The 23759-nt window shown below is 36.7% G+C and carries 25 protein-coding genes; 17 read left to right on the forward strand and 8 right to left on the reverse strand.

Annotation, left to right across the window (positions count from 1 at the left end; all coding sequences use genetic code 11):
- The 9 genes from KDE13_RS03135 to KDE13_RS03175 all read left to right on the forward strand — a co-directional run.
- Positions 1-875: nicotinate phosphoribosyltransferase (locus tag KDE13_RS03135; protein WP_212142838.1), on the forward strand; the 875-nt coding region annotated here is incomplete at its 5' end.
- A gap of 112 nt (positions 876-987) precedes the next feature.
- Positions 988-1860, forward strand: a complete 873-nt coding sequence (locus KDE13_RS03140) for a menaquinone biosynthesis family protein (protein WP_212141512.1) — start codon at positions 988-990, stop codon at positions 1858-1860.
- The gene (gene fliQ / locus KDE13_RS03145; RefSeq protein ID WP_212141511.1) at positions 1861-2127 is read left to right on the forward strand and encodes a flagellar biosynthesis protein FliQ; all 267 of its coding nucleotides are present in this window, start codon (positions 1861-1863) and stop codon (positions 2125-2127) included.
- Complete coding sequence (locus tag KDE13_RS03150) at positions 2124-2897, forward strand: UDP-N-acetylmuramate dehydrogenase (protein ID WP_212141510.1); 774 nt, start codon at positions 2124-2126, stop codon at positions 2895-2897. Before fliQ ends, KDE13_RS03150 begins: the two co-directional genes overlap by 4 nt.
- 8 nt (positions 2898-2905) lie before the next feature.
- Positions 2906-3382 carry a hypothetical protein gene (locus KDE13_RS03155; RefSeq protein ID WP_212141509.1) on the forward strand — a complete coding sequence of 159 codons (477 nt, stop codon included), beginning with the start codon at positions 2906-2908 and terminating at the stop codon, positions 3380-3382.
- A 77-nt stretch (positions 3383-3459) separates the two neighbouring features.
- Positions 3460-4521, forward strand: a complete 1062-nt coding sequence (gene recA / locus KDE13_RS03160; RefSeq protein WP_212140549.1) for a recombinase RecA — start codon at positions 3460-3462, stop codon at positions 4519-4521.
- Positions 4521-5771, forward strand: a complete 1251-nt coding sequence (gene eno / locus KDE13_RS03165) for a phosphopyruvate hydratase (protein ID WP_212141530.1) — start codon at positions 4521-4523, stop codon at positions 5769-5771. The genes recA and eno overlap by 1 nt, the downstream gene beginning before the upstream one ends.
- Positions 5768-6049, forward strand: coding sequence for an FtsB family cell division protein (locus KDE13_RS03170; RefSeq protein WP_212140550.1), 282 nt, complete (start codon positions 5768-5770; stop codon positions 6047-6049). Before eno ends, KDE13_RS03170 begins: the two co-directional genes overlap by 4 nt.
- 5 nt (positions 6050-6054) lie before the next feature.
- Positions 6055-7053: a hypothetical protein gene (locus tag KDE13_RS03175; protein WP_212140551.1), complete on the forward strand. Its 999-nt coding sequence runs from the start codon at positions 6055-6057 to the stop codon at positions 7051-7053.
- A gap of 144 nt (positions 7054-7197) precedes the next feature.
- Here the strand turns inward: KDE13_RS03175 and KDE13_RS03180 are convergent, their stop codons facing one another.
- From KDE13_RS03180 to leuC, 7 genes are all read right to left on the reverse strand, one after another.
- Entirely contained in the window at positions 7198-8328 is a 1131-nt protein-coding gene (locus KDE13_RS03180; protein WP_212140552.1) for a glycerate kinase family protein, read from the reverse strand.
- Positions 8325-9701, reverse strand: a complete 1377-nt coding sequence (locus tag KDE13_RS03185; RefSeq protein ID WP_212140553.1) for a GntP family permease — start codon at positions 9699-9701, stop codon at positions 8325-8327. Before KDE13_RS03185 ends, KDE13_RS03180 begins: the two co-directional genes overlap by 4 nt.
- Before the next feature lie 104 nt (positions 9702-9805).
- Positions 9806-10360, reverse strand: coding sequence for a YceI family protein (locus KDE13_RS03190; RefSeq protein ID WP_212140554.1), 555 nt, complete (start codon positions 10358-10360; stop codon positions 9806-9808).
- Between the two features lie 102 nt (positions 10361-10462).
- Positions 10463-11032 carry a YceI family protein gene (locus tag KDE13_RS03195; RefSeq protein WP_212140555.1) on the reverse strand — a complete coding sequence of 190 codons (570 nt, stop codon included), beginning with the start codon at positions 11030-11032 and terminating at the stop codon, positions 10463-10465.
- A gap of 72 nt (positions 11033-11104) precedes the next feature.
- A complete protein-coding gene (locus tag KDE13_RS03200; RefSeq protein WP_338083709.1) occupies positions 11105-12085 on the reverse strand; it encodes a phospholipase A in 981 nt (326 codons plus the stop codon).
- A complete protein-coding gene (locus tag KDE13_RS03205; RefSeq protein ID WP_212140556.1) occupies positions 12082-12645 on the reverse strand; it encodes an NTP transferase domain-containing protein in 564 nt (187 codons plus the stop codon). The genes KDE13_RS03200 and KDE13_RS03205 overlap by 4 nt, the downstream gene beginning before the upstream one ends.
- Before the next feature lie 367 nt (positions 12646-13012).
- On the reverse strand, positions 13013-14281 hold the full coding sequence (leuC, locus tag KDE13_RS03210) for a 3-isopropylmalate dehydratase large subunit (protein ID WP_212140557.1): 1269 nt from the start codon (positions 14279-14281) through the stop codon (positions 13013-13015).
- Between the two features lie 760 nt (positions 14282-15041).
- Here leuC and KDE13_RS03215 point away from each other — a divergent pair.
- The 7 genes from KDE13_RS03215 to tsaD are packed head-to-tail and all read left to right on the forward strand — an operon-like array spanning position 15042 to position 22133.
- Complete coding sequence (locus tag KDE13_RS03215) at positions 15042-16382, forward strand: NFACT RNA binding domain-containing protein (RefSeq protein ID WP_229204356.1); 1341 nt, start codon at positions 15042-15044, stop codon at positions 16380-16382.
- 11 nt (positions 16383-16393) lie between these two features.
- Positions 16394-16723, forward strand: a complete 330-nt coding sequence (locus KDE13_RS03220; RefSeq protein ID WP_212141501.1) for a hypothetical protein — start codon at positions 16394-16396, stop codon at positions 16721-16723.
- A 51-nt stretch (positions 16724-16774) separates the two neighbouring features.
- On the forward strand, positions 16775-17506 hold the full coding sequence (locus tag KDE13_RS03225; protein WP_212141500.1) for a phosphatidate cytidylyltransferase: 732 nt from the start codon (positions 16775-16777) through the stop codon (positions 17504-17506).
- Complete coding sequence (gene dxr / locus KDE13_RS03230; RefSeq protein WP_212142839.1) at positions 17500-18585, forward strand: 1-deoxy-D-xylulose-5-phosphate reductoisomerase; 1086 nt, start codon at positions 17500-17502, stop codon at positions 18583-18585. Before KDE13_RS03225 ends, dxr begins: the two co-directional genes overlap by 7 nt.
- Before the next feature lie 8 nt (positions 18586-18593).
- Entirely contained in the window at positions 18594-19832 is a 1239-nt protein-coding gene (locus KDE13_RS03235; protein WP_212140561.1) for a uracil-xanthine permease family protein, read from the forward strand.
- The gene (locus tag KDE13_RS03240) at positions 19819-21123 is read left to right on the forward strand and encodes a M14 family metallopeptidase (protein WP_212142840.1); all 1305 of its coding nucleotides are present in this window, start codon (positions 19819-19821) and stop codon (positions 21121-21123) included. Before KDE13_RS03235 ends, KDE13_RS03240 begins: the two co-directional genes overlap by 14 nt.
- Positions 21120-22133, forward strand: coding sequence for a tRNA (adenosine(37)-N6)-threonylcarbamoyltransferase complex transferase subunit TsaD (tsaD, locus tag KDE13_RS03245; protein ID WP_212142841.1), 1014 nt, complete (start codon positions 21120-21122; stop codon positions 22131-22133). Before KDE13_RS03240 ends, tsaD begins: the two co-directional genes overlap by 4 nt.
- A 211-nt stretch (positions 22134-22344) precedes the next feature.
- Here the strand turns inward: tsaD and KDE13_RS03250 are convergent, their stop codons facing one another.
- Complete coding sequence (locus KDE13_RS03250) at positions 22345-22980, reverse strand: NAD-dependent epimerase/dehydratase family protein (protein ID WP_212141496.1); 636 nt, start codon at positions 22978-22980, stop codon at positions 22345-22347.
- Between the two features lie 120 nt (positions 22981-23100).
- Here KDE13_RS03250 and dcd point away from each other — a divergent pair, with 120 nt between their 5' ends.
- On the forward strand, positions 23101-23661 hold the full coding sequence (gene dcd / locus KDE13_RS03255) for a dCTP deaminase (protein WP_212140565.1): 561 nt from the start codon (positions 23101-23103) through the stop codon (positions 23659-23661).
- The last annotated feature ends 98 nt before the right edge of the window (positions 23662-23759 follow it).

The raw sequence follows: 23759 nt of genomic DNA on the forward strand, positions 1-23759 counted from the left end.
ATAAATTTGCTACAAATCCACAAAATTTAGAGATATATGCACTAAACGATGGAGATATGATAAGTGCAAATGAGCCAGTTTTAAAGATAAGTGGGGCTTATGAGGATTTTGGTTGGTTGGAAAATATCATAGATGCTACGCTTACTCGCCGTAGCAGTGTCGCGACAAATGTCTATCGCACGTTAAAAGTAGCTAACGGTAAGATTGTATTTTCTATGGCGGATAGACAAGATGAGATCGTTACTCAGATAGGTGATGGATATGCGACTTATGTTGCAGGGATAGATAGAGTTTCTACTGATGCACAGGGCTTTTGGTGGGGCGGAACTGGCATGGGGACTATGCCACACGCACTTATACAGATGTGTGAAGGAGATGTAGTAAAGGCGTGTGAAATTTACGCTACGACCTTTCCTGATGAGCAAGTAACTGCACTAGTTGATTATAATAATGATGTAATAACTGACGCTATAAAAGCGGCAAATGCGTTAAAAGACCGTCTTGGTGCGGTGCGTGTGGATACATCTAAAAATTTGATAGATAGGTTTTTTGATGGTAAAGATGTGAGTGGATTTGATCCGCATGGAGTTTGTAGGGAGCTTATATTTGCGCTTAGAGACGAACTTGATATACACGGATTTAACCACGTTAAAATAGTCGTTAGCTCAGGGTTTACACCTGAAAAGATTGCTGAATTTGAGCGTTATGGTACACCTGTGGATATCTACGGTGTTGGTAGTTATAGCGTGATAAACACAACTTGTGGTTTTACAGGTGACTTAGTTGGGTTAAACGGCAAAGCCCAGGCAAAATTTGGACGTCAAAATATCAGCTCAAATCGTCTTGAAAAAGTAGAATTTATAGATAAAATTTAAATATAAATTTAGCCAAAACGATGACAAAGATAGCGATAGCTTAAATCATAAGCATAAATTTGGTATTATGTTTAAAATTTATATTAAGGTAAATGTTCTAAAAGGATAAAATTTGATAAATTTAAAAGATATAAGCGTCGCTCACTCGCCAGATGCGGATGATGTTTTTATGTATCAGGCGATCAAATTTGGCTGGATTAGTAGTAAAAATTTAAAATTTTCAAATGTCGCACTAGATATACAAACGCTTAATGATGAAGCCTTAAAAGGCACTTATGACGCCACTGCCATTAGCTTTTCGCTCTATCCGTTAATCAAAGATGACTATGCACTTTTGCGTTGTGCGGTGAGTTTTGGTGATGGCTATGGGCCAAAGCTAGTTAAAAAAAGGGGTGTTAAACTAAAGCGAAATTCCCGTGTCGCACTATCAGGGGCTCACACGACAAATGCCTTACTATTTCGCGTAGCATATCCTGATACACGGGTAGTCTATAAAAATTTCTTAGAGATTGAAAATGCTGTGCTTAGTGGTGAGGTAGATGCTGGAGTGCTGATACATGAGAGTATTTTAAATTTCAGCGATGAATTAGAAGTTGAGCGTGAGATATATGATATTTGGCGTGAACTTGGGGGCGATGGTATGCCGTTGCCACTTGGCGGTATGGCACTTCGCAGAAGTTTAACGATAACTGACGCCATAGAGTGCGAGAGGGTACTAACAAAGGCGGTGCGTATTGCAACCTCGCATAAGCCATTTTTATCACATATGCTAATGGAGCGAAACTTGGTACGTGTAGGTAAAGAGCAACTAAAAGCTTATCTAAATTTATATGCAAATGAAAGCTCAATTAGTATGGATTCATTTGCGATAAATGCCGTAAATAAACTATTTGAGATAGGTTATAGGTATGGATTTTACGCTGAATGTATCAATGCAAACGACTATCTGATTCCAACTGAATACAACGATATAAGGTTTGCTTAAATGCAAAGTATGCTCGTTTCGCTAGGTATTGAGACTTTTAAGATAGCTCTTTATTTAAGCCTTCCTATGCTACTTAGCGGACTTATTGCTGGACTTCTTATATCTATATTTCAAGCGACTACACAGATAAATGAGACTACGCTTAGCTTTGTGCCAAAGATCATTTTAGTTGTTGTTGTGATTATATTTTTGATGCCGTGGATGATCTCGCTAATGGTGGAATTTACAACAAGAATGATAGAGTATATACCTGAGTTTGTGCGATGACGCGAGTGATTGACTTTACCAAATTTAGCTCGGTACGTATCGGTGGGGTGCATGAAGTAGCCGTTATAAACTCGCCTGTTGAAAGTCTTTGTGGTGCAGTTTTAATAGGCGGTGCTAATAATCTTCTCGTTTCACCAAATCCACCAAAAATGGCGATATTAGGCGATGCATTTGATTATATAAATTTAAACGGCGATGAGCTAGAGATCGGAGCTGCGATAAAGAGCAGTAGAATCTATAACTTCGCAAAACAGCATAATATAGCGAATTTTGAGTTTTTAAAAAATATTCCGGGTACTTTGGGCGGACTAGTTAAGATGAATGCTGGACTTTGTGGGTTTAGCATAAGTGACACACTCACGCAGGTGCATTTGGGGCGTGGCTGGGTTAGTCGTGATGAGATAGGCTTTTCGTATCGTTTTAGTAGTATTAGTGAGCCGATATTTGGGGCTAAATTTAAAGTTAAGAGTGGATTTAGCGAAGTAAGGGCAAATGAGTTTGCCACAAAGCGTTCAAATCAGCCAAGGGGTGCTAGTTTTGGTAGCTGTTTTGTCAATCCAAGTGGAGATTATGCTGGACGATTACTAGAGGCTGTAGGGTTAAAAGGACACATTATAGGTGGTGCGAAATTTAGCGAACAACACGCAAATTTTTTGATAAATTTTAACAATGCTACATTTGATGATGCGATGAGTCTTATAAGCTTAGCCAAAGAGCTAGTTTTAGTGGAGTTTGGTGTAGAGCTAAAAACTGAAGTTGTAGTGCTTTAAGGATAGAGGTGAAAGAGATAATAACTGAGTTATCAACGATGTCAGTCATCTTTGCACTCGTCTGTATTTTTGCTTTTTTTAGAGCAAGACAGCAACAAAGAGTGAAAAATCCAAATTTAGATGAGAGCTTAAAAGAGTTTGCTGCTATTTTTGGTGTCAGAGATATAAATGCTATAAATTTAAAAGATCTTTTAAAGCAGTTGGCAAAGCGGAATTTAGTAATACAATTTAGTAAATTTACTAGCCAAAATGAGTTTATAAATTTAATAAGCTCACAAAATTTAAAAGAGCAAATTTGTGAGAGTAATGAGATTATATCACAGGAGTTTATCAGCAAAGTCGTAGCAGCTTTAAAGCCAAATTTAGGGCTTGGGCTTTATAAAAATGGTGATGAGTTTTTTGCTATTTTGTGTGAAAAAGATGAGCTTTACGCCTTGATGGACATAGCAATAAATTTAAATGAGAATATCATTGTTTGCGATTAGCTATAAATTCGTATAAAATCAACTAAAATTCATCTCTTTTTAGGTAAAATCTATCAAATTTTTATTTAAGGTTACAAATGGACGCAGAAAAGAAAAAAGCCCTTGATCTTGCGATAAAGCAGATAGATAAGGCATTTGGCAAAGGGGCGATGATTCGCCTTGGTGATAAGCAGATAGAACCGATAGATAGCATACCGACAGGTTCAATAGGGCTTGACTTAGGGCTTGGCATAGGCGGAGTGCCAAAGGGTAGGATTATTGAAATTTTTGGACCAGAGAGCTCTGGCAAGACAACACTTACTCTTCATATCATAGCACAAGCTCAAAAAGCTGGCGGGATTTGTGCATTTGTGGATGCAGAACACGCCTTAGATGTGAAATACGCTTCAAATTTAGGTGTAGATACAGACAATCTATACGTTTCACAGCCTGATTTTGGTGAACAAGCTCTTGATATGGTTGAGACGATGGCTCGTAGCGGTGCGATAGATCTTATCGTGGTTGATAGTGTCGCTGCACTTACGCCAAAAAATGAGATAGATGGCGATATGGGCGACACACACGTGGGGCTTCAAGCACGTTTAATGAGTCAAGCACTTAGAAAGCTAACAGGCGTTGTGCATAAAATGAAAACGACTGTTATATTTATCAACCAAATTCGTATGAAAATAGGTGCAATGGGGTATGGTACGCCAGAGACTACAACCGGTGGTAACGCACTTAAATTTTATGCATCTGTCAGACTTGATGTAAGAAAAGTCGCTACTTTAAAACAAAATGATGAGCCAATAGGCAATAAGACAAAGGTTAGAGTTGTTAAAAACAAAGTCGCTCCTCCATTTAAGACGGCTGAGTTTGATATTATGTTTGGCGAGGGCATTAGCCATGAGGGTGAGATAGTTGATTATGGTGTCAAGCTTGATATTATTGATAAATCAGGTGCATGGTTTAGCTACAAAGCGTCAAAAATAGGGCAAGGTCGTGAGAACGCAAAAGCGTATCTAAAAGAGCATAAAGAGATAGCTGATGAGATAGTGGAGGCGATCAAAAACTCAATAGGCATTGCAAAGCTACTAAATGGCAGTAAAGATGATGATGACAAAGATACGATAAAAACTGATGAAGCAGGAGATGAGTGATGGTTTATATTGAAGATGTTGTAGCACATGAAGTTTTAGATAGTCGTGGTAACCCAACCATCCGTGCAGTCGTAACTCTAAGCGACGGCACAACGGCTAGTGCGATAGTGCCAAGCGGTGCAAGTACTGGTAAACGTGAGGCGTTAGAGCTTCGTGATAAAGATGAACGATACAGCGGTAAAGGTGTTTTAAAGGCAGTTGCAAATGTAAATGAGCAAATCGCAGAAGCGATAATCGGACTTGATGCGTATAACCAAAAGGCAGTTGATGATGAGATGTTTGTGCTTGATGGGACGCAAAATTATTCAAATTTAGGTGCGAATGCAGTGCTAGGTGTTTCTATGGCAGTGGCTCGTGCAGCTGCAAATAGTCTTAAAATTCCACTTTATCGCTACCTTGGTGGTGCTAATGCAAGTATATTGCCTGTGCCTATGTTTAACATCATAAACGGTGGAGCACATGCAAATAACAGCGTTGATTTTCAAGAGTTTATGATAATGCCGTTTGGATTTAAAACATTTAGCGATGCACTTCGTGCAGCGAGCGAAATTTATCACAAGCTTAAAGGTATTTTAAACGCTGCTGGTCATAGCACAGCTGTGGGCGATGAGGGTGGATTTGCTCCAAATTTAAAAGATAATGAAGAGCCATTAAAACTTATAATGCAAGCGATAGCTGAGGCTGGATATGAGGCTGGTAAGCAGATAAAACTAGCACTTGATGTGGCTTCAAGTGAGCTTTATAAAGATGGCAGATATGAGCTAGAGGGTAAAAAATTTAGCTCAGAGGAGCTTATAGAGTATTATGTAAGACTTTGTGAAAAGTATCCGATATTTTCTATTGAAGATGGATTAAGCGAGGACGACTGGGACGGCTGGGCGAAGTTAACGGCTCGTTTGGGTGATAAGGTTCAGCTAGTTGGCGATGATTTGTTTGTTACAAATGAGAAAATTTTACGTGAAGGTATTGAGAAAAATATCGCAAACGCTATCTTAATCAAGCCAAATCAGATAGGTTCGGTCAGCCAAACTATGCAAACTGTACGTCTAGCACAGCGTAATGGTTATAATTGTGTGATGAGTCATAGAAGTGGCGAAAGCGAAGATAGTTTTATAGCTGATTTTGCGGTAGCACTTAATACTGGCGAGATAAAAACTGGTGCGACATCACGAAGTGAGCGAAACGCAAAATATAACCGCTTATTAGAGATTGAATTAGAAAATGGTGAGTTTTTGGGGGATAAAATTTGAGTGAAATTTTAAAAGAGTATGATGTCAAAAAGTCAAAGTGGTCATACTTTTTTAAATCATTCTTTAGATATATCATTGCGATCATTTGTGTCGCGATACTTGCTATACACGTAGGAAATATAATGTTTGGAAAACGCTCTTTAGATGTTATGCTTAGTTTGCAAAGTCAAAAAGAGCGTTTAAGTGAGGATGTTGAAATTTTAAAAAAGCGTAATGCTTGGCTTCAAAAAGAGTATTTTGAGCTAAAAGAGCTTGAACCTGATACCACTAAAAAGTAGATATAATGAAAAAAATTTGGCTTTTATGTTTTGTTTTTGTATTGATTTTGACTGCGAGAGAGAATCCTTTTAGCTCTATAAGTGAGCTAAATACCAGCGTTATGACAAGCAATATAAAAGAGCAGTATGATGAATTTGATAAACAAAATATCAAATTTCCAAATGATACAAATTTGCTTATGCAAATCGCTATAAAATATAGAGCAAATGACGGCAGTATAAAAGAAAAGATAATATCTGATGTAAATAAAACTATTGATACAAAAGATGAATATATTATAAAAAGAGTACATAAAGAGACTCCGCAAGTAACAAAAAATCTAGATGTTTCTGTAACAATGGCTGAGCCGACGGTACCAAAGATACCTGGTGAAGTTATGGAACAAAATGCTAAAATCATTAAAAACAATACAACAAAACTAGATATAAATAAAAGCAAAACTGAGGTTTTAAAAGGTATAAAAACGGATATAAATACATCTATAACAGCACTTCCTAGTGTAACAATGTTAAATTTTGATACAAATAAAACAATTAAAAAAGACATAAAAGTTCAAACAAAACCTAACGCTATAAATAATCAAAAAAATGAAATTATAAAAATAGATCTTAATCAAATTGCTAAAACAGACAAGAAGATTGAAATAAAACAAAAAACTACAAAGAAAAAGACTAACATAAAACAAGTTAAAAAGCTAGTCTCTTGGAATGATGTTGTGAGTTTATTTAAGCTAGATGCTGACAAAAGCGTGCTTCATATAAAAACTACTGAGAAAATGATAAAAAATTTTAGCTTTGAACGCTCAAAGATCGTTATAGATTTTGCTAAAACTCCAAAGAGCTTTTATACCAAATTTATAAATTTTAATGGTGAAATCTTTAAAAATGCAACGATCGGTTGGCATGATAAATACTCTCGTATCACAGTTGTGCTTGATAAAAGGCGTGGATATATTATTCAAAAAGTAGATGATGGCTATAAGGTAATGATAAAACTTAAATAAATTTAGCAGTTAAAACACAAAATTTAGCAATAATCCTTGGATATAAATGGCGATTTTAAGCTATCTTGTTTTTAAATTTACAGTATTTGACTTTACAAATAATCATTAGACTTTAAACTATTTGTGTAATGTAGTAAAATTTGCTCAATTTTTGTTATTTATCATAAATAATCGTATTGCTTGGACACTTGTTATTTTTAAATTTTTGATCGCCATATCTTTTCTCATCGCCTCTTCTAAGCTTACAGGCTCATTTAATATACTAAAAAATGCATCGATACCGTGGTCGTTACACTCATAGGCACTTTGATGAACACACCCCGCAAAGGCAATAACTGGTTTGCCATATTTTTTTGCGAGTTGGGCTACGCCGGTTGGGGTTTTACCCATCGAGCTTTGAAAGTCCATTTTGCCCTCGCCAGTGATGATGAGATCGGCCATTTTTATCTCATCTTCTAGCCCTATTTCTTGCGTGATTATCTTTATGCCAGATTCAAGTTTTGCGTTTAAAAAGCTAACAAAGCCAAATCCAAGCCCGCCAGCTGCACCAGCACCCTTTAGCTCATAAAATTTAGTGCCAAATTGATTTTGCACAACATTTGCAAAATTTATAAGCCCATCATCAAGCTCTTTTACCACCTTACCATCAGCACCTTTTTGTGGCCCATAGACGTAGGCAGCACCGTTTTTACCGTAGAGTTGGTTATCTACATCACAGGCTATCAAAAATTCACATTCACTAAGACCGGGCAAGACATTTTTAGTTGAAATTTTGGCTATTTTTATTAAATTTTTACCCACTCCTACAAGTGCATTACCATCTTTATCAAAAAACTCAAAGCCAAGAGCATTTAGCATACCAGTTCCAGCGTCATTTGTCGCACTTCCACCTATGCCGATGATAAATTTTCTGGCACCTTTAGCTATTGCGTCTTTTATCATAAGCCCAAAGCCGTATGTGCTAGTTTGACGTGGATCGCGTTGATGTGGTCGAAGCAGTGTTAGCCCAGAGGCACTTGCCATTTCCATTATAGCAAGTCCATTTGCTATGGCATATCTGGCTAAAATTTGATTACCAATTGGATCTTTGGTAATGATGTCGATGTATTCGCCATTTAGTGCATCGCAAAGAGCCTCTACACTACCCTCTCCACCATCGGCGATGGGCTTTATCACTACATCACAAAGCTCATCAAGTGCCTCCTTAATCGCCGTAGCTGCCTCAAGCGAGCTAAGTGAACCTTTAAAAGAATCTGTTGCTACCAAAACTCTCATAATAATATCAACGATAGCACATAAATACTAAGCATACCAACAATACCCATTATAAACGTCATCATCGTTTGTGTACGGTATCCTTGCTGTGGTGTCATTTTGCTGAAATTTGTAACGACCCAGAAGTAGCTGTCATTTGCGTGAGAGACGCACATGGCACCAGCTGCTATTGCCATAACGCAAAGTGCTCCTGCCATTTCGGTATTTAATCCAAGTGCACCCATAAGTGAACTAGTGTCGCTATACATTCCCATTATGGACGCTGTAGTGATGATAGCGACTGTTGAGCTACCTTGAGCAGTTTTAAGTATAGTTGAGATGATAAATGGAAAGAAAATCCCCGCTACACTGATAACTTGGGCGTTTGCTTTGATATATTCTACAAATCCAGCTGCTGTTATAACATTGCCTAGTACACCACCAGCTGCAGTGATAAATAGTATAGGTCCGACTGTCTTTAGCGTATCGTTTGTTATCTCGTTGAAATCTCTTAATTTATCTGTCTGGGAGAGTAAAAATATTGCAAATATTACGCCAATCGTTAAAGCCATGATAGGATTGCCTAAAAATGCTAATAGCTCACCTTCGACGCCATCAATCTTTAAAATTTTAGCAATCGAGCCAAGTGCCATAAAGAGTATCGGCATAAATATCGGAGCTACGCTTAAAAATCCACCCGGAAGTTTGCCATATTGTTTTATCAGCTCTTCGTAGCTTTTTGTGATGATTTTGTTTGCCTCTTCATCGTTTATATGCACATCTTTACCTATGCTTTTAGCAAAAAGATATACGCCAATAAGCACAGGTATGGATACGACAGCACCCATTATGATAACGAGTAACAAATTTTCTCCAAGTCCGAGCATTCCAGCTGCAGCTATAGGTCCAGGTGTAGGCGGTATGAAGACGTGAGCTGCATATAATCCGCCACTAAGGGCGACTGCCGTACCTACTGGGTTAGCTGAGATCTTTTTATAAAGTGCTTCTCGTATAGGGTTAAGCACGACAAATCCGCTATCGCAAAATACCGGTATACCAACTATCCAGCCCATAATGAGCATAGCTATCTCAGGATGTTTTTGACCTACTAAAGATACGACCATATCGGCAAGTTTTAATGCTGCCCCAGTTCGTTCAAGTATTGTACCAATAAGTGCACCAAAGATGATGACTATGCCTATACTTTTAAACGTCCCACTAAAGCCATTTCCGATTATACCTGGAATCTTTGCCAGTTCGATGCCAGCAACTATGGCAAGAACAAGCGAAACGCTCATCAAAGCTAAAAATGGATGTACTTTTAGCTTTGAGATCATCCAGATCATAACGCCAATAGCTATTACAAAGCTAATAATCAAAGAAATTCCACTCATGCAAGCTCCTTTAGATAGAGTATTCTAAGACTTATATTAGCAAATTTTTCTTATAAAATTTATAAAAATTCTTAAAAAACGATATTAAAATTTTATAGTAACTTTTAGTGGTTCATCTTTGCTTGAACGTCTACTATAATCTTAACATCATCACTTAATAGAGTGTTTGGATATGTTGGATGTATATCAAAGTCCGTTCGTTTTATATTACCACGTAGCTCAAAGCTATCTTTGTCATTTTTATATACATCAATAGCGTTGCCCGTGTAGTTGTAGTTTAGCTTGATATTTTTCGTGATATTTTTTATCGTTAGATCACCATAAACTGCATTATTTGCTCTATCAAATTTAGTCATTTTGAAATTTATAAGTGGAAATTTCTTCTCATCGAAAAAAATCTCACTAGTTAAGTTATTATCGCGTTTGGTATTTTGTGTGTTTATAGAGGCGACTCTTATAGTTGCTTTAAGATAGTTGATGCTTTGCGTATCTCTATCAAAGTCGAGTATAGCGTCATAATCTTTAAAATTTCCATTGATATTTGTGATGGATATGTGTTTGATTCTAAAGCCTACATTTGTATGATCTTTATCGATTTGATATTCTGCCGAGTTGGCAAATATAGTTAAAAATATAAATAGAAAAATAAACTTTTTCATCATTTTTCCTTAAAAGCTTTGAAATACTTTGCAAATCATTATAACATTCAAGGTATAAGATAATTATAAATTTTATCTTATACATTAAAAATTAAAGTAGCATTATTTTGCTTTTGCTTCCACATCAATCTCTAAATTTACTCTATCAGAGATTGTTGCATCGGCAAAACCGCCACCAATACCAAAGTCGCTTCTTAAAATTTTACTCTCTAGACTAAATCCTATAATCTCTTTTCCTTGTGCATTTTTGTTTTCGCCATGATAATCAAAGTCTAAAATTATAGGTTTTGTTATGCCTTTCATTGTGAGATCACCATAGATCTTACCCTCGTCGTTGCCATCTTTTTCAAATTTTGTCATCTTAAATTTTATTTTATCAAATTTTGAAACATCGAAAAAATCGGCCGTTCTTAAATGTTCATCTCGTTTGTCATTTTGTGTATTTATGGAGCTTGTGTCGATAGTAACGTCAAATTTATTAAATATATTTGTCGTTTTGTCGTAATCTATATCTGCTTTATAGCTTTTAAAATTCCCACTTACTTTTGAGATCTTAAAGTGTTTAATCTCAAAGCCAACATTGCTGTGATTTGGGTCTATTTCGTAATTAGTAGCATTTGCACTGAGTGCAAAAATTATCGCAATAAGCGAAGCTTTAAGTGTATTTTTCATTTTTATCCTTTTGATTTAAATTTAAGTAGATTATAATGAAAAATAGGTAATAAAAACTAAATATTTTTATAATTATTTAAGCACAGCTACGCCTATGCCTATTTTATTTGTGTGCTTATTGTAATCAAATAGATTTTCACCATATCCATTAAAATACTGCAAATAGCCATAAATTCCATTTGAAAATATCGGAAATAACCACCCAAGCTCAAATGCACCTTTATTGGTTTTATCTAACTTTAAGTTATTTCTAAGTATTGCGTTAAAGATATGTCCGCCCAGCTTATAGCTAAGCTTTACGTCAGCTCGTCCGACATAATCACTTATGGCTTTGTTGTCACTTACATCGCCTACCACAGCCCAAATGCGTGGCGTGATTTTAAGTTTATTAAACTCGAATGTGCCTTGTGCGTAAAGTCTATTCCAGCTACGACTCTCATCTCCAGCTTGTCCGTTTGACTCGTGCAGTAGGCCTAGCCTAATGCTAGTGGTGTTAAAATTTAAAAGCGATTGACGTGTGCTAAAGTCTACGTAGATCTCAGGGCGATAGTTGCTCTCACGAAACGGAGCTGATGTCCGTGCCGTTTGCCACCAAGACGTTTGCGAATACGATACGCCTATGCTCTCTTTTAGTCCAAATATATCGTAAGCTAGTGGCTTTTGAATGCTAAATTGAAATTTGGTTTCAAATTTTTTGCGTTCGTCGTTTGCTACATTTTTGGTGTAGGTTGCGGGGAGTAAGTAGTTTAGTCCATATAGCTTTATGCCTAGTGGATTTTGCTCTGACTCTTTTGTGGCTTTTTGGACTGATGCTAGGTTGATGGCTATTTGATTTTGTGCTGTTTTTGGTTGCGGTATTTGAGTTAAATTTATAGAGTTTTGGTTCTTTTGTTGGGTTGAGTCTAGCCCCTTTTTTGCTGCTTGTTTATATAAGCTCATAGCGGTTTTTATATCACCTAAGTTTTCATATTCTTGTGCTTTTTGATAAAGTTCATCTGCACTTTGAGCCATTAAATTTAGCCCCACTACTAAAAATGCTAAAATTTTAATCACAATCTTTTAACTGCCTCTTCATATTCGCTTGGATTATTTACATTAAAAAACTCATCGCTATTTGCAAATTTTACTTTTTTACATTTGCAAAGATCACGCAAAAGCCCTATCTTGTGCTCGCCTTTTTCATAAAGTTCCTTCGCATAAATGGATAAATTTGGGCTAAAAAATCCGCAAAGTGAATGAGTATACTTATCATCTTGAGCTATAACCATATCAAAATTTTCTCTAAATTTATAAAGCTCTCTTATAGTATTTTCGCTTACAAATGGCATATCGGCAGGTATGATAAAAATATGTTCATTCTCATTCTTAAATTGCGAAAGTATGCTAAAAATCGCAAGCATAGGAGAAAAGTCGCTATCATTTAGGTCTTTTATGAGTGTTAGTGGTGGGTTAAATTTATCGAGTTTAGAACTCACATAAACATTGTTAAATATATTGCCAAGTTTGTGAGCGTTAAAATGTGTAAGTGTGGCAAAATCGCCAAATGGCAATAGCGTCTTGTCACGACCCATACGGGAGCTTTTACCACCAGCTAATACAACACAATTTTTCACAAATCTCTCCTTTTTCGCTATACTTTGTTAAATTTTATTAAACTTCGGACACATATTGTATGTATATTCTTTGGCAAAATACTTCGCATTATCGTTTTACATTCAAATTTAACGCTATAGCTTTTTGAAATTTTATGAGCAAATATAATTTCAATTTTTAGCTAAGCTACGTAAATGCACTCGTGTTTTGTACTCTTTGAGAAAATACATCACGAGCAAAGCTAAGCGGTAAAAGCGACTCCTTATTGAGTTAGTAAAAATTTCAAAAAGCGTTGTGGAGCAAAAAATATTAAAAATGGATAATTAATATTTATAACCACATTTATAATAAAATTTAACCAAAGAGCTTTCGCTCCTTGATCTAATCTTACAAATCCCTTGGATCAGCTATCTTTCCAGCTATTGCAGATGCTACTGCAACGGCTGAGTTTGCTAGATAAATTTCACTTGTTCTATCGCCCATTCTGCCGACGAAATTCCTATTTGTTGTTGATACACAACGCTCATTTGCTCCTAATATCCCCATATACCCGCCCAAACAGGCACCACAGGTTGGGTTGCTTACGACAGCACCAGCTTCAACGAAAATATCCATTAGCCCCTCTTTTTGTGCAGCTAGGGCGATTTTTTGCGTAGCTGGCGTTATGATAAGACGCGTTTTGCGTGCTACTTTACGACCTTTTAAAAGCTCGGCTGCGATACGAAGATCACTAAGGCGTCCATTAGTGCAAGAGCCGATAAATACTTGATCTATACTCAGATCGTCTTTAACCGCTTCTTTGATACTCTTACCATTGCTTGGTAAAAATGGATATGCTATGACTGGATCGAGTTTACTAACGTCTATCTCTAAAATTTGCTCATATTTTGCACCTTCATCTGAATGAAATATTTTTGGTTCTGCACGTAAATTTTTATCCGATAAAAATTTACGAGTCGTCTCATCAACCGCGATGATGCCACTCTTTCCACCTGCTTCTATCGCCATATTACACATTGAAAATCTGCTATCCATATCTAAATTCGCCACCACTTCACCGCTAAACTCTAGTGCCTTGTATAAAGCACCATCCACGCCCAGACGGCGAATGATTTCAAGTATTAGATCTTTGCCGTATACGTGCGGTCCAAGTTTACCTTTAAATATTACTTTTATCGTTGGTGGCACTTTAAACCAATTTTTGCCAGTTATCATTGCATAGGCTAGATCGGTTGATCCCATACCGGTCGCAAACGCTCCAAGTGCACCGTGTGTACAGGTGTGACTATCTGCTCCGATGATGACATCGCCTGGCACTACTAAGCCTTTTTCAGGCAATAAAGCGTGCTCTATACCCATATCTTTTTCGTCAAAATAGTTTTTAAGGTCGTGTTTATAGGCAAAATCACGTGAAATTTTAGCTTGATTTGCACTTAAGATGTCTTTGGCTGGTATATAGTGGTCCATCACGATAGCAAGGCCATCAGGGTTGGCTAGTCTTGTCGCTCCACTGCGTTCAAACTGGCGGATAGAGATAGGTGTGGTAATATCGTTACCAATAATCATATCGATGTCGCTCTCAATGATCTCGTTTGCATATACTTCACGTCCTACGTGGTCGGAAAAAATTTTTTCTGTGATAGTTTGTCGACTCATAATTGTCCTTGTTAGCTGGGTTTGAATTTATAAATTTAAATATTGAGCTTTATTTTACGAAACTATTTTGTTATATTTTCGTTGCAACCTTGCAAAATACTATCGGTTGTTAAGGAAACAAAGCGACCATAAAATCGTGCTATACGTTTGGTGTTTGTTGAGTAAAGCAAAGTTTGACATTTAAAAACTCTAAAATCACTCTGATTTTATCTAAAAAAAGCTAAATTTTAGCCCAAAAGTAAGGCTAAAAATTTAAAATTTGATAAATTCTAAGAAGTATTATGCGTTGATAAAAGATATAACGTTTTTAGCATTTGTTTCTGAAGTGATTGCCGGAGATTATCGGTTAGCTTTTTGATATTTATAGCAAAATTTGTCTTGTGTATCATAAGTAACGGCGTTTGGTAGCTTATGCTACATTTGTGGTGTTGTAAGTATGCTAAGACCAAAGTATCTAGCTATGCTACCTGCTTTAAGTCCTTTTTAAGTCAAGATGAGTCGTAGTTGATAAAGAGCCTTGATCTGTGTTTTGATGACGCTTAAAACCGTCTTTCTCGCACTAAGCATTGCTTTCATCATCTAGAATTTCATCTTAGAGTTGTTATTGTATTGTGACAGTTGTCTCTAAAATTAATCTAAGCTAGTTGCTCTATCATTGCTTATACTATGGCTGACGTTTATCGTTTTAGGTTTGATATTCTCATTTTATAAAAAGTGTAATTAAAATTTACTCATAATTTTAAATTTTAAGCTTTGAAATTTGATAAAATTTTCATATAATATGCATATGAAATACGCACATTTAAGACAGATCGAGACATTTTTATCTAAATTTAAAAAGATAACAAGCATAAAACGCAGTGGCGATATGGTGCTTTGTATAAATTTTGATAGTGAGAGTTGTTTGTTTTTTGATCTTAGTAAAAGCTCATCAGCAATCTATACAAACCCTGAATTTATGCAGATAAAAGAGTATAAAGCTCCGTTTGATATCGCTTTAAAAAAGCGATTTAATGCGTCAAAAATTCTAAGTATAAAAACACTTGAAAATAATAGGATAATGTGTTTTGAATGTGAACTAAGTGGCTCATATAAATCCGAGATCAGCCTACTTTATTTGGAATTTACAGGGCGTTTTACAAATGCTATCATAACTGATAAAAATGGTATTATCATCGAGGCTTTAAGACATATAGATAATAGTTTTCGTGTCATAAAACCTGGTAAAAATTTGATTCAGCTTGCTCCGATTGTGATAAAGGAAAAAATAGACCAGCCTATAAGCGATTTTAAAGCGTTTTTTAAAGATGAGTTTGAGAGGATAAATACAGAAAAACTTATAAGCCTAAAATCGATCAAAATAGCTCAAATAGAGCGGAAAATAGGGGCTTTACAAGTAAATTTAGATGCTTTAGAAAATGAAAATAAATTGCGAGAGCAAGCTGATCTATTAAGCTTAAAAGCTGAGGTATTGCTTGCAAATTTAAGCAATATTAAAGAGTATGAGCGTGAATTTGAGTTGAAGGATTTTAATGGTAAAAAGATAAAATTTAGTTTAAATGAAAGCCCAAAAATGGCTGCAAATAGCTTTTTTACTCACTCAAAACGACTCAGGCAAAAGGCAGCTGGTGTGATAAACGAGCGAGAAAATCTAAACAAAAAGATAAAGTTTAATGAGGGGCTTTTAAATTTAGTAAAAAACGCAATAAGTGTTAGTGAGCTTGAAATTTTAATGCCAAAACAAACGCAGTTTATTAAGCAAAAAAATGCCGATGAGAACGTGCAGAACTTTTTTATCGCTGATTATAAAATTGCAGTCGGCAAAAACGAAAAAGGTAACGAGACACTCCTTAAAAATGCAAATAAAAATGATATCTGGCTACACATCAAAGACATACCATCAGCCCACGTCATCATAAAGACAAACAAAGCAAAGCTAAGCGATGAGGTGTTAAACTACGCAGCTAAAATTTGTCTAAATTTTAGTGTCAGTGGTGCTGGGCGATATGCCATAGACTACACAAAACGTGAAAATGTCAGGATTATTAGCGGTGGACATGTTAATTATATCAATTATAAGACGATAATACTTACAAAGTAAAGGAGTTTATGATGTCAGTTTCACCATTAGGAAATAGCACGTTTATCAACCAAAATGCCCCAGTTGCTTCTGCTATGCAGTCTAACCACCAAGCGAGATTTGATCTACAAAGTGCGATGACAGAACAAATAGCACAGGAAAAAGATAAACAGATAACTCAACTAAGACCAACTGAAGAGACTTATAAGATCGATCCGCAGCACGAACACGAGAAGAAAAAGCAAGAGCAGCAAGAGAGTTTAGCCCAAAATTTAGAAAATAATACAAACGAAGATAGTGATGAAAAAGAGCCAAATTTAGATAGCATAATACAAACGCACCATTTAGATATAAAAATATAAGCAAATTTTAGCTAAAATCGCGACAAAATAATGAAATCTCAAGGAAAACATATGAGTTCAAGAATATTAACTGGGGCATTTATGCTGTTGGCTATTTTGATAGTATTTTTTATCAATAGCTATCTTTTAAATTTCATAATACTTGGCGTGGTGCTGTATTTTGCCTTTAACGAAGCCTTAAAGCTTTACGGCATAGAACATAAGCAGCTCGTGTTTATTGCACTTGCCTTTTATGTGCTGACATTTTTTACTAATCCGATATTCATCGCGATGCTCACTATAATGCTTGTTAGCTCTATTTTAGCACATATAAAAAGCGAAAATTTAAAATGTGTTTTACCTTTTATATATCCGACTACGCCGATATTTATGATTTGGATGCTTTACTCTGAATATGGGCTAGGCTATCTTGTGTGGCTTATTTTAAGTGTTGCTGCAAGTGATAGTGTGGCATATTTTGTAGGTAAGGCGATCGGTAAACGTCCATTTAGTCCAAGCTCACCGAGTAAAACGATCGAAGGCGTCATAGGCGGTGTAAGTGCAGGTACGATCGTAGGCGTGGTATGTGCGAGTTTTGTTATGGATGGATTTTTGCAGATCGTTTGTGCGAGCTTCTTGGTTTGCTTGTTTGCTATTTGGGGTGATCTGTTTGAGAGCTATTTAAAGCGTCTTTGCGGTGTTAAAGATAGTGGTGCGTTATTCCCAGGGCACGGTGGTATGCTAGATAGGATAGATGGATATTTATTTGGCGTAGTTGCTTTATTGTGGGCGTTGTCGTGGTAATACTAGGCTCAACAGGCTCTATTGGCACAAATGCACTTGAGCTTTGCAGACGCTATAGCATCACAGTTGAAGCATTAAGCTGTGGCTCAAACGTGGAGCTTTTAAACGAACAAATAATTAAATTTAATCCCAAATTTGTATGTATCAAAGAGCCAAAGGACGTAAAAAAAGTAAAGCATAAGAGTGTTTTTGTAGGAGAGCAGGGCATTTTGGATATGCTTGGCGAATGCAAGAGCGATAAAGTGGTAAATTCGCTCGTTGGCTTTGTTGGATTAGCACCAAGCCTAAAAGTGCAAGAGCTGGGTAAAAAACTAGCTTTGGCAAATAAAGAGAGTCTTGTTGTGGGCGGTAAATTTATAAACTCACACGAGATTAGCCCAATTGATAGCGAACATTTTGGACTTAAGTTTTTACTACAAAACCATAAGGCTATCTCAAGGCTCATCATCACAGCAAGTGGTGGAGCATTTTACAAAACTCCGCTCAAAGCTCTAAAAAACGTAACTCCAAACGATGCTTTAAAACACCCAAACTGGAGTATGGGGGCGAAAATAACCATTGATAGTGCAAGTATGGCAAATAAGCTTTTTGAGATTATGGAGGCTTTTTGGCTTTATGACACCTCTTGCATTGATGCGGTTGTAGAGCCGACATCTATGGTACATGCTTTAGTTGAGTTTATCGACGGCTCAACTACGGCACATATATCAAAGACCGATATGAAACTAGCCATCGCTCACGCCATTTTAGATCAAAATTTAAATGAAAATATCGTGCCGTGTGCCGATTTATTTAACTTAAAACAGATAAAATTTCATCCTATAAATTTAAAAAAATATCCTATCTTTTCGCTAAAAGATCAGGTATTAGATACACCTGATCTTGGCGTAGTGGTAAACGCGGCAAACGAGGTGGGTGTATTTGCATTTTTAAGGGGCGAGTGTGGATTTTTAGACATATCGCGTGTGGTTTTGGCTACGGTAGATAAATTTAAAGATATAAAGATATACGATAAAAATGAGCTTTTTGTCACTGATAGCGAGGCTAGAGCTTATGCGAAGAAAATATTAAATTTATAAGGTATAAAATGCAAAAATATGAGGGTTATAAATTTAGACTAAAAGATAGCCTTATCGGCGTTCAGTTTTTGTTTGTCGCTTTTGGGGCATTGGTGCTTGTACCGATACTCACAGGACTTGATGCAAATGTCGCACTCTTTACGGCAGGACTTGGTACATTGTTGTTTCAGATTATCACACGTAAAAACGTGCCACCGATATTTTTAGCTAGTTCGTTTGCATTTATCGCACCTATTAGCTTTGGTGTTAACGAGTGGGGTGTAACAGCTACACTTGGGGGTATCGTATTTGCAGGACTTTTTTATGTTGTGCTTAGCTTTATCGTGCGTTTTCGAGGCGAGAGCTTTTTGCATAAGGTTTTACCACCAGTTGTCGTTGGGCCTGTGATAATGACGATAGGACTTATCCTATCCCCAGCGGCTGTAAATATGGCGATGGGTAAAAACCAGGTCGCTTATACTCAGACAGAAGCTCTCATAGTCGCTGCCATCGCACTTATTACAACTATAGTCGTGATGATAAAAGGGCGTGGCATGCTACGGCTCGTGCCGATACTTTGCGGAATCATAGCAGGTTACATAGTGGCATATCTTATGGGTATGGTAAATTTTGCACCTATCGCAAAGGCTAAGTGGTTTGCTGTACCAAATTTTATATTTCCTAGCTTTGAGATAGATCCGATACTTTATATGATACCTATTGCCATAGCTCCAGCGATAGAGCATATCGGCGATATGCTTACGATATCGCATGTTAGCAAGGAGGATTTTTTAAAAAATCCAGGGCTTAAAAATACACTTCTTGGTGACGGCTTAGCTACGAGTCTTGCGGCATTTTTTGGTGGCCCGCCAAATACGACTTACTCAGAGGTAACCGGTGCAGTTAGTATTACAAAGGCTTATAATCCAGGCATCATGACTTGGACCGCTATCACGGCTATCTTACTTGCATTTGTTGGTAAACTTGGTGCGTTTTTGGCAACTATTCCAGATCCAGTCATCGGTGGCATAATGCTACTTTTATTTGGCATAATCGCAAGTGTAGGATTGCAAACACTCATAAAACATAACGTTGATCTAGGTGACCCACGCAACATGACGATAGTCGCACTCATATTTGTATTTGCTATCGGCGGTATGGTGCTTGACTTTGGCGTTGTGAGCTTTACAGGTATTGGGCTTGGTGCGGTAGTGGGTATCGTTTTAAATTTATTTTTACCAAAGTCAAAACACTATGAAGGGTATTAAAATCTACAAATTTATAGTTATTTTATTTGGATTTTGTCTTAGTTTAATTGCTTCAAATTTAGACTATGCACTTATAAAAAAGGGCGAAACGGACGATAATACAATGCTGCTTATAGGTGGTATACAAGGTGATGAGCCTGGGGGATTTTTAGCTGCGTCCATTGTTGCGACTGATTATAACATCACAAAGGGCAGTCTTTGGATTGTGCCTAATCTAAATTTCCCAAGTATCATCAAGCGTTCTCGTGGTACAAAAGGTGATATGAATCGTAAATTTGCTCACATTGACGCAGACGATCCAGACTTTAATGCCGTTATGCGTATTAAAGATATTATAAATGATAAAAACGTATCTTTGGTGCTAAATTTGCATGATGGCAGTGGCTATTACCGCGAAAAATTTATAAATAAAGATGAGAATCCAAACAAATGGGGTAATACCTGCATAATAGATCAAAGTGGGTTAAAAGGTGCAAAATACGCTGACTTACAAGGTGTGGCGGAGCGTGTAGCAGGACATATAAATAAAAATTTATTAGAATTAAAGCACGTTTATAGCGTAAAAAATACACACACAGCCGATGGTGATGAGCAGATGTTAAAAAGTCTGACTTATTATGTCATCACACAAGGTAAATCAGCCTTTGCAAATGAGGCCAGCAAGAGCCTAAACGCCGAGCAACGCACATATTATCACCTTTTGGCTATTGAGGAGTATATGCGTGTTGCAGGGATTGAGTTTGAGCGTCCGTTTGAACTAAATGTTAGAGATGTCAAACGTGCGATAGAAAAAGAGATCCGTTTAAGCATTTTTGATGATGCTTTTGTGCTAAATATCCACAATTTAAAAGCCGCCCTAAATTACGTGCCATTTCACAAGAGTAAACTACAATATAGCTCTTCTAATCCTCTAATCGCCGTTATAAAAGATGGGGTAAACTTTAAAGTACAATACGGTAACCGCTTTGTAACTACACTAAAACCGCAGTATTTTGAGTTTGGCGAACCGCTTAAAAGTATAAATTTAATAGTAGATAACAAAAATATGAGCGTAAGGAGTGGTGAAAAAGTCGTGGTAAATGATAGTTTTATCGTTCAAAAAGCTAAAAATATACGCACAAATATCATCGGCTTTAATGCAAATTTAAATGATGAAGCAGATCAGTGTATCACACGTAAACAGCTAATGTCGTCATATGCGATTGACAAGGATAATAAAACGTATCGTGTGGAGTTTTACAGCACAGTGGATAATAAATTTATGGGTATGATTTTAGTGGAGTTTAGATGATACTTGGCATTGAGAGTAGCTGCGATGACAGTTCTATCGCACTTTTGGGTATTGACGATTTAAATTTAATATACCATAAAAAAATTTCGCAAGAACAGCAACATAGTGAATTTGGTGGTGTAGTACCAGAACTAGCCGCCCGTCTTCATACTCAGGCACTTCCGGCTTTGCTTGAGGGTATCAAGGATAAATTTAACAGCATTCGTGCGATTGCCGTTACAAACGAGCCAGGACTTAGCGTGAGTCTAATCGGTGGCGTGAGTATGGCAAAAGCCTTAAGTATCGCTTTAAATGTTCCACTCATAGGCGTAAATCACCTTGTAGGACATATCTACTCGCTATTTTTGGATAAGCAAATTCAACTACCGCTTGGTGTATTGCTCGTTAGTGGCGGACATACGATGGTGCTTGATATAGATAAAAATGGTGAGATTTCAACGCTTATTGCAACAGGTGACGATAGCTTTGGCGAGAGCTTTGATAAGGTCGCTAAGATGATGGGGCTTGGTTATCCAGGTGGCGTGATCGTGCAAGAAAACGCCCTAAAGTGCGAAAATAAGGGGCGGTTTAAATTTAGTGTGCCACTGCTTTATGATAAACGGCTAGAGTATAGCTTTTCAGGGCTTAAAAATCAAGTACGACTAAGCATTGAGAGTGTGAGGGAAGGTAGCGGTGGCAGGCTTACAAATGCCGATATAGCAGATATTTGCTACGCTTTTGAAGAGACAGCTTGTTTGCATATTATCAATAAGCTTGAAAAGGTTTTTGCTCAGCATAGATGGAGTAGGTTTGGTATCGTAGGCGGAGCTAGTGCAAACTTAAATTTACGCTCTCGTTTGCAAAATTTATGCGACAAATTTGATTGTGAACTACTCTTTGCACCGCTTGAGTTTTGCTCGGATAATGCGGCTATGATAGCACGAGTGGGGCGAGAGAAGTTTATAAAAAATGAGTTTATAGAGTATAAAAATTTAAAAATTAGCCCTAAAAGTGAGCTAAAATCGCTTTAAATTTAGTATATTTTAAGCAATTTATATATGCAAACTAAACGATTATCTGGGGAGCTTTATACAATGATAGAGTGTAAAAGATAATATATAAAAGTATGACAGCTTTGAGTTTGAAATTTAGATTTAGTTTTATGTGTGTGGAGATTTTGAGAAAATTTATAATTTTAAGCTTTTGTATTTAACAATTTGTCGTTTCAAATATAGCAAATCATCATAAAATATCTCTTGGTCTATAAATTTCAATGTCCCTATCGCTACTTTGAGCCATTTTTATCGCAGCTTTTGCGATACTTTCACCACTAAGAGGCTGATAGCCTGTGAGTAAATTTGTAGGCATAAATTTAAATATATTTATAAGCAGTCTTTCGCCAAGCCTAGCGTCATCTCTTTTACCATCTATGAGTGGCGAACGCACGATATGAACGCTCTTAAAGCCGATCTCACTTATAGCTCTTTCAGTCTCGCCTTTTATACGTAGGTAAAAGCTCTTCGAGCTTACATCTGCACCAAATGATGAAAATAGCACAAATTTAGTCACGCCTACATTTTTACCCCATTTTGCGAGACTTACAACGTAATCAAAATCAACTTTTTTAAAATTTTCACGTGTTTTTGCCTGTTTTATAGTCGTTCCTAAAGCACAAAAGATCTCATTTATCTCAAATCTTGGCTCACTCAAAATTTCATCAAAATTTATAATCTTTTCAACTAATTTCTCGTGTCTAAAGCCAAACTCTCGACGCACGAAAATATAAATTTTTGCGTATCGCTTGTCACTACAAAGCTGTCTGACGATCTCGCGTCCAACGACTCCACTTGCACCTACTACCAAAGCATTTTTAAGCATGTTTTATCCTTTAAATTTTTATTGATATTATCAAAATTAATTTAACAATACTATTTAAATAAAAATTTATACGGCTTTTTGAATAAATTTGTTATAATCAAGCTAAAATAAAGGATAAAAATGGGACTAAAAAGCGATAAATGGATACGCCAAATGAGTCTGGAAAAGGCGATGATCGTGCCGTTTTGCGAAGAGCAAGTTGGTCACGGAGTAGTAAGCTATGGCGTGAGTAGCTACGGCTATGACATACGTGTCGGAAATGAGTTTAAAATTTTTACAAATATCGGTGGAACGGTTGTCGATCCAAAGAATTTTGATGAGAAAAATGTAGTGGATTTTGAGGGTGATATCTGCATAGTACCACCAAACTCGTTTGCACTGGCTCGGACTATTGAGTATTTTAATATGCCTGATGATGTTTTAGCTATTTGTCTTGGCAAAAGCACCTATGCAAGATGTGGAATAATCGTCAACGTGACTCCTTTTGAGCCTGGATTTAAGGGGCATATAACGATTGAAATTTCAAACACAACACCACTACCTGCAAAAATTTATGCAAATGAAGGTATAGCTCAAGTACTGTTTTTGCAAGGCGATGAGCCGTGCGAAGTAACGTATGCGGATAAGAAAGGGAAGTATCAGGCACAAGAGGGGATAACTCTACCACGCATTTTAAAATAGATTTTGGCTTTGAGTTTTAGTTTTATACTGCGTTAAATGTCTCTTTCTTGCAAACTATATGTGTTTATTTGTCGCACCGTCTAAAACTAAAACTCTTT

The organism is Campylobacter anatolicus (assembly GCF_018145655.1).
Lineage (GTDB): Bacteria > Campylobacterota > Campylobacteria > Campylobacterales > Campylobacteraceae > Campylobacter_A > Campylobacter_A anatolicus.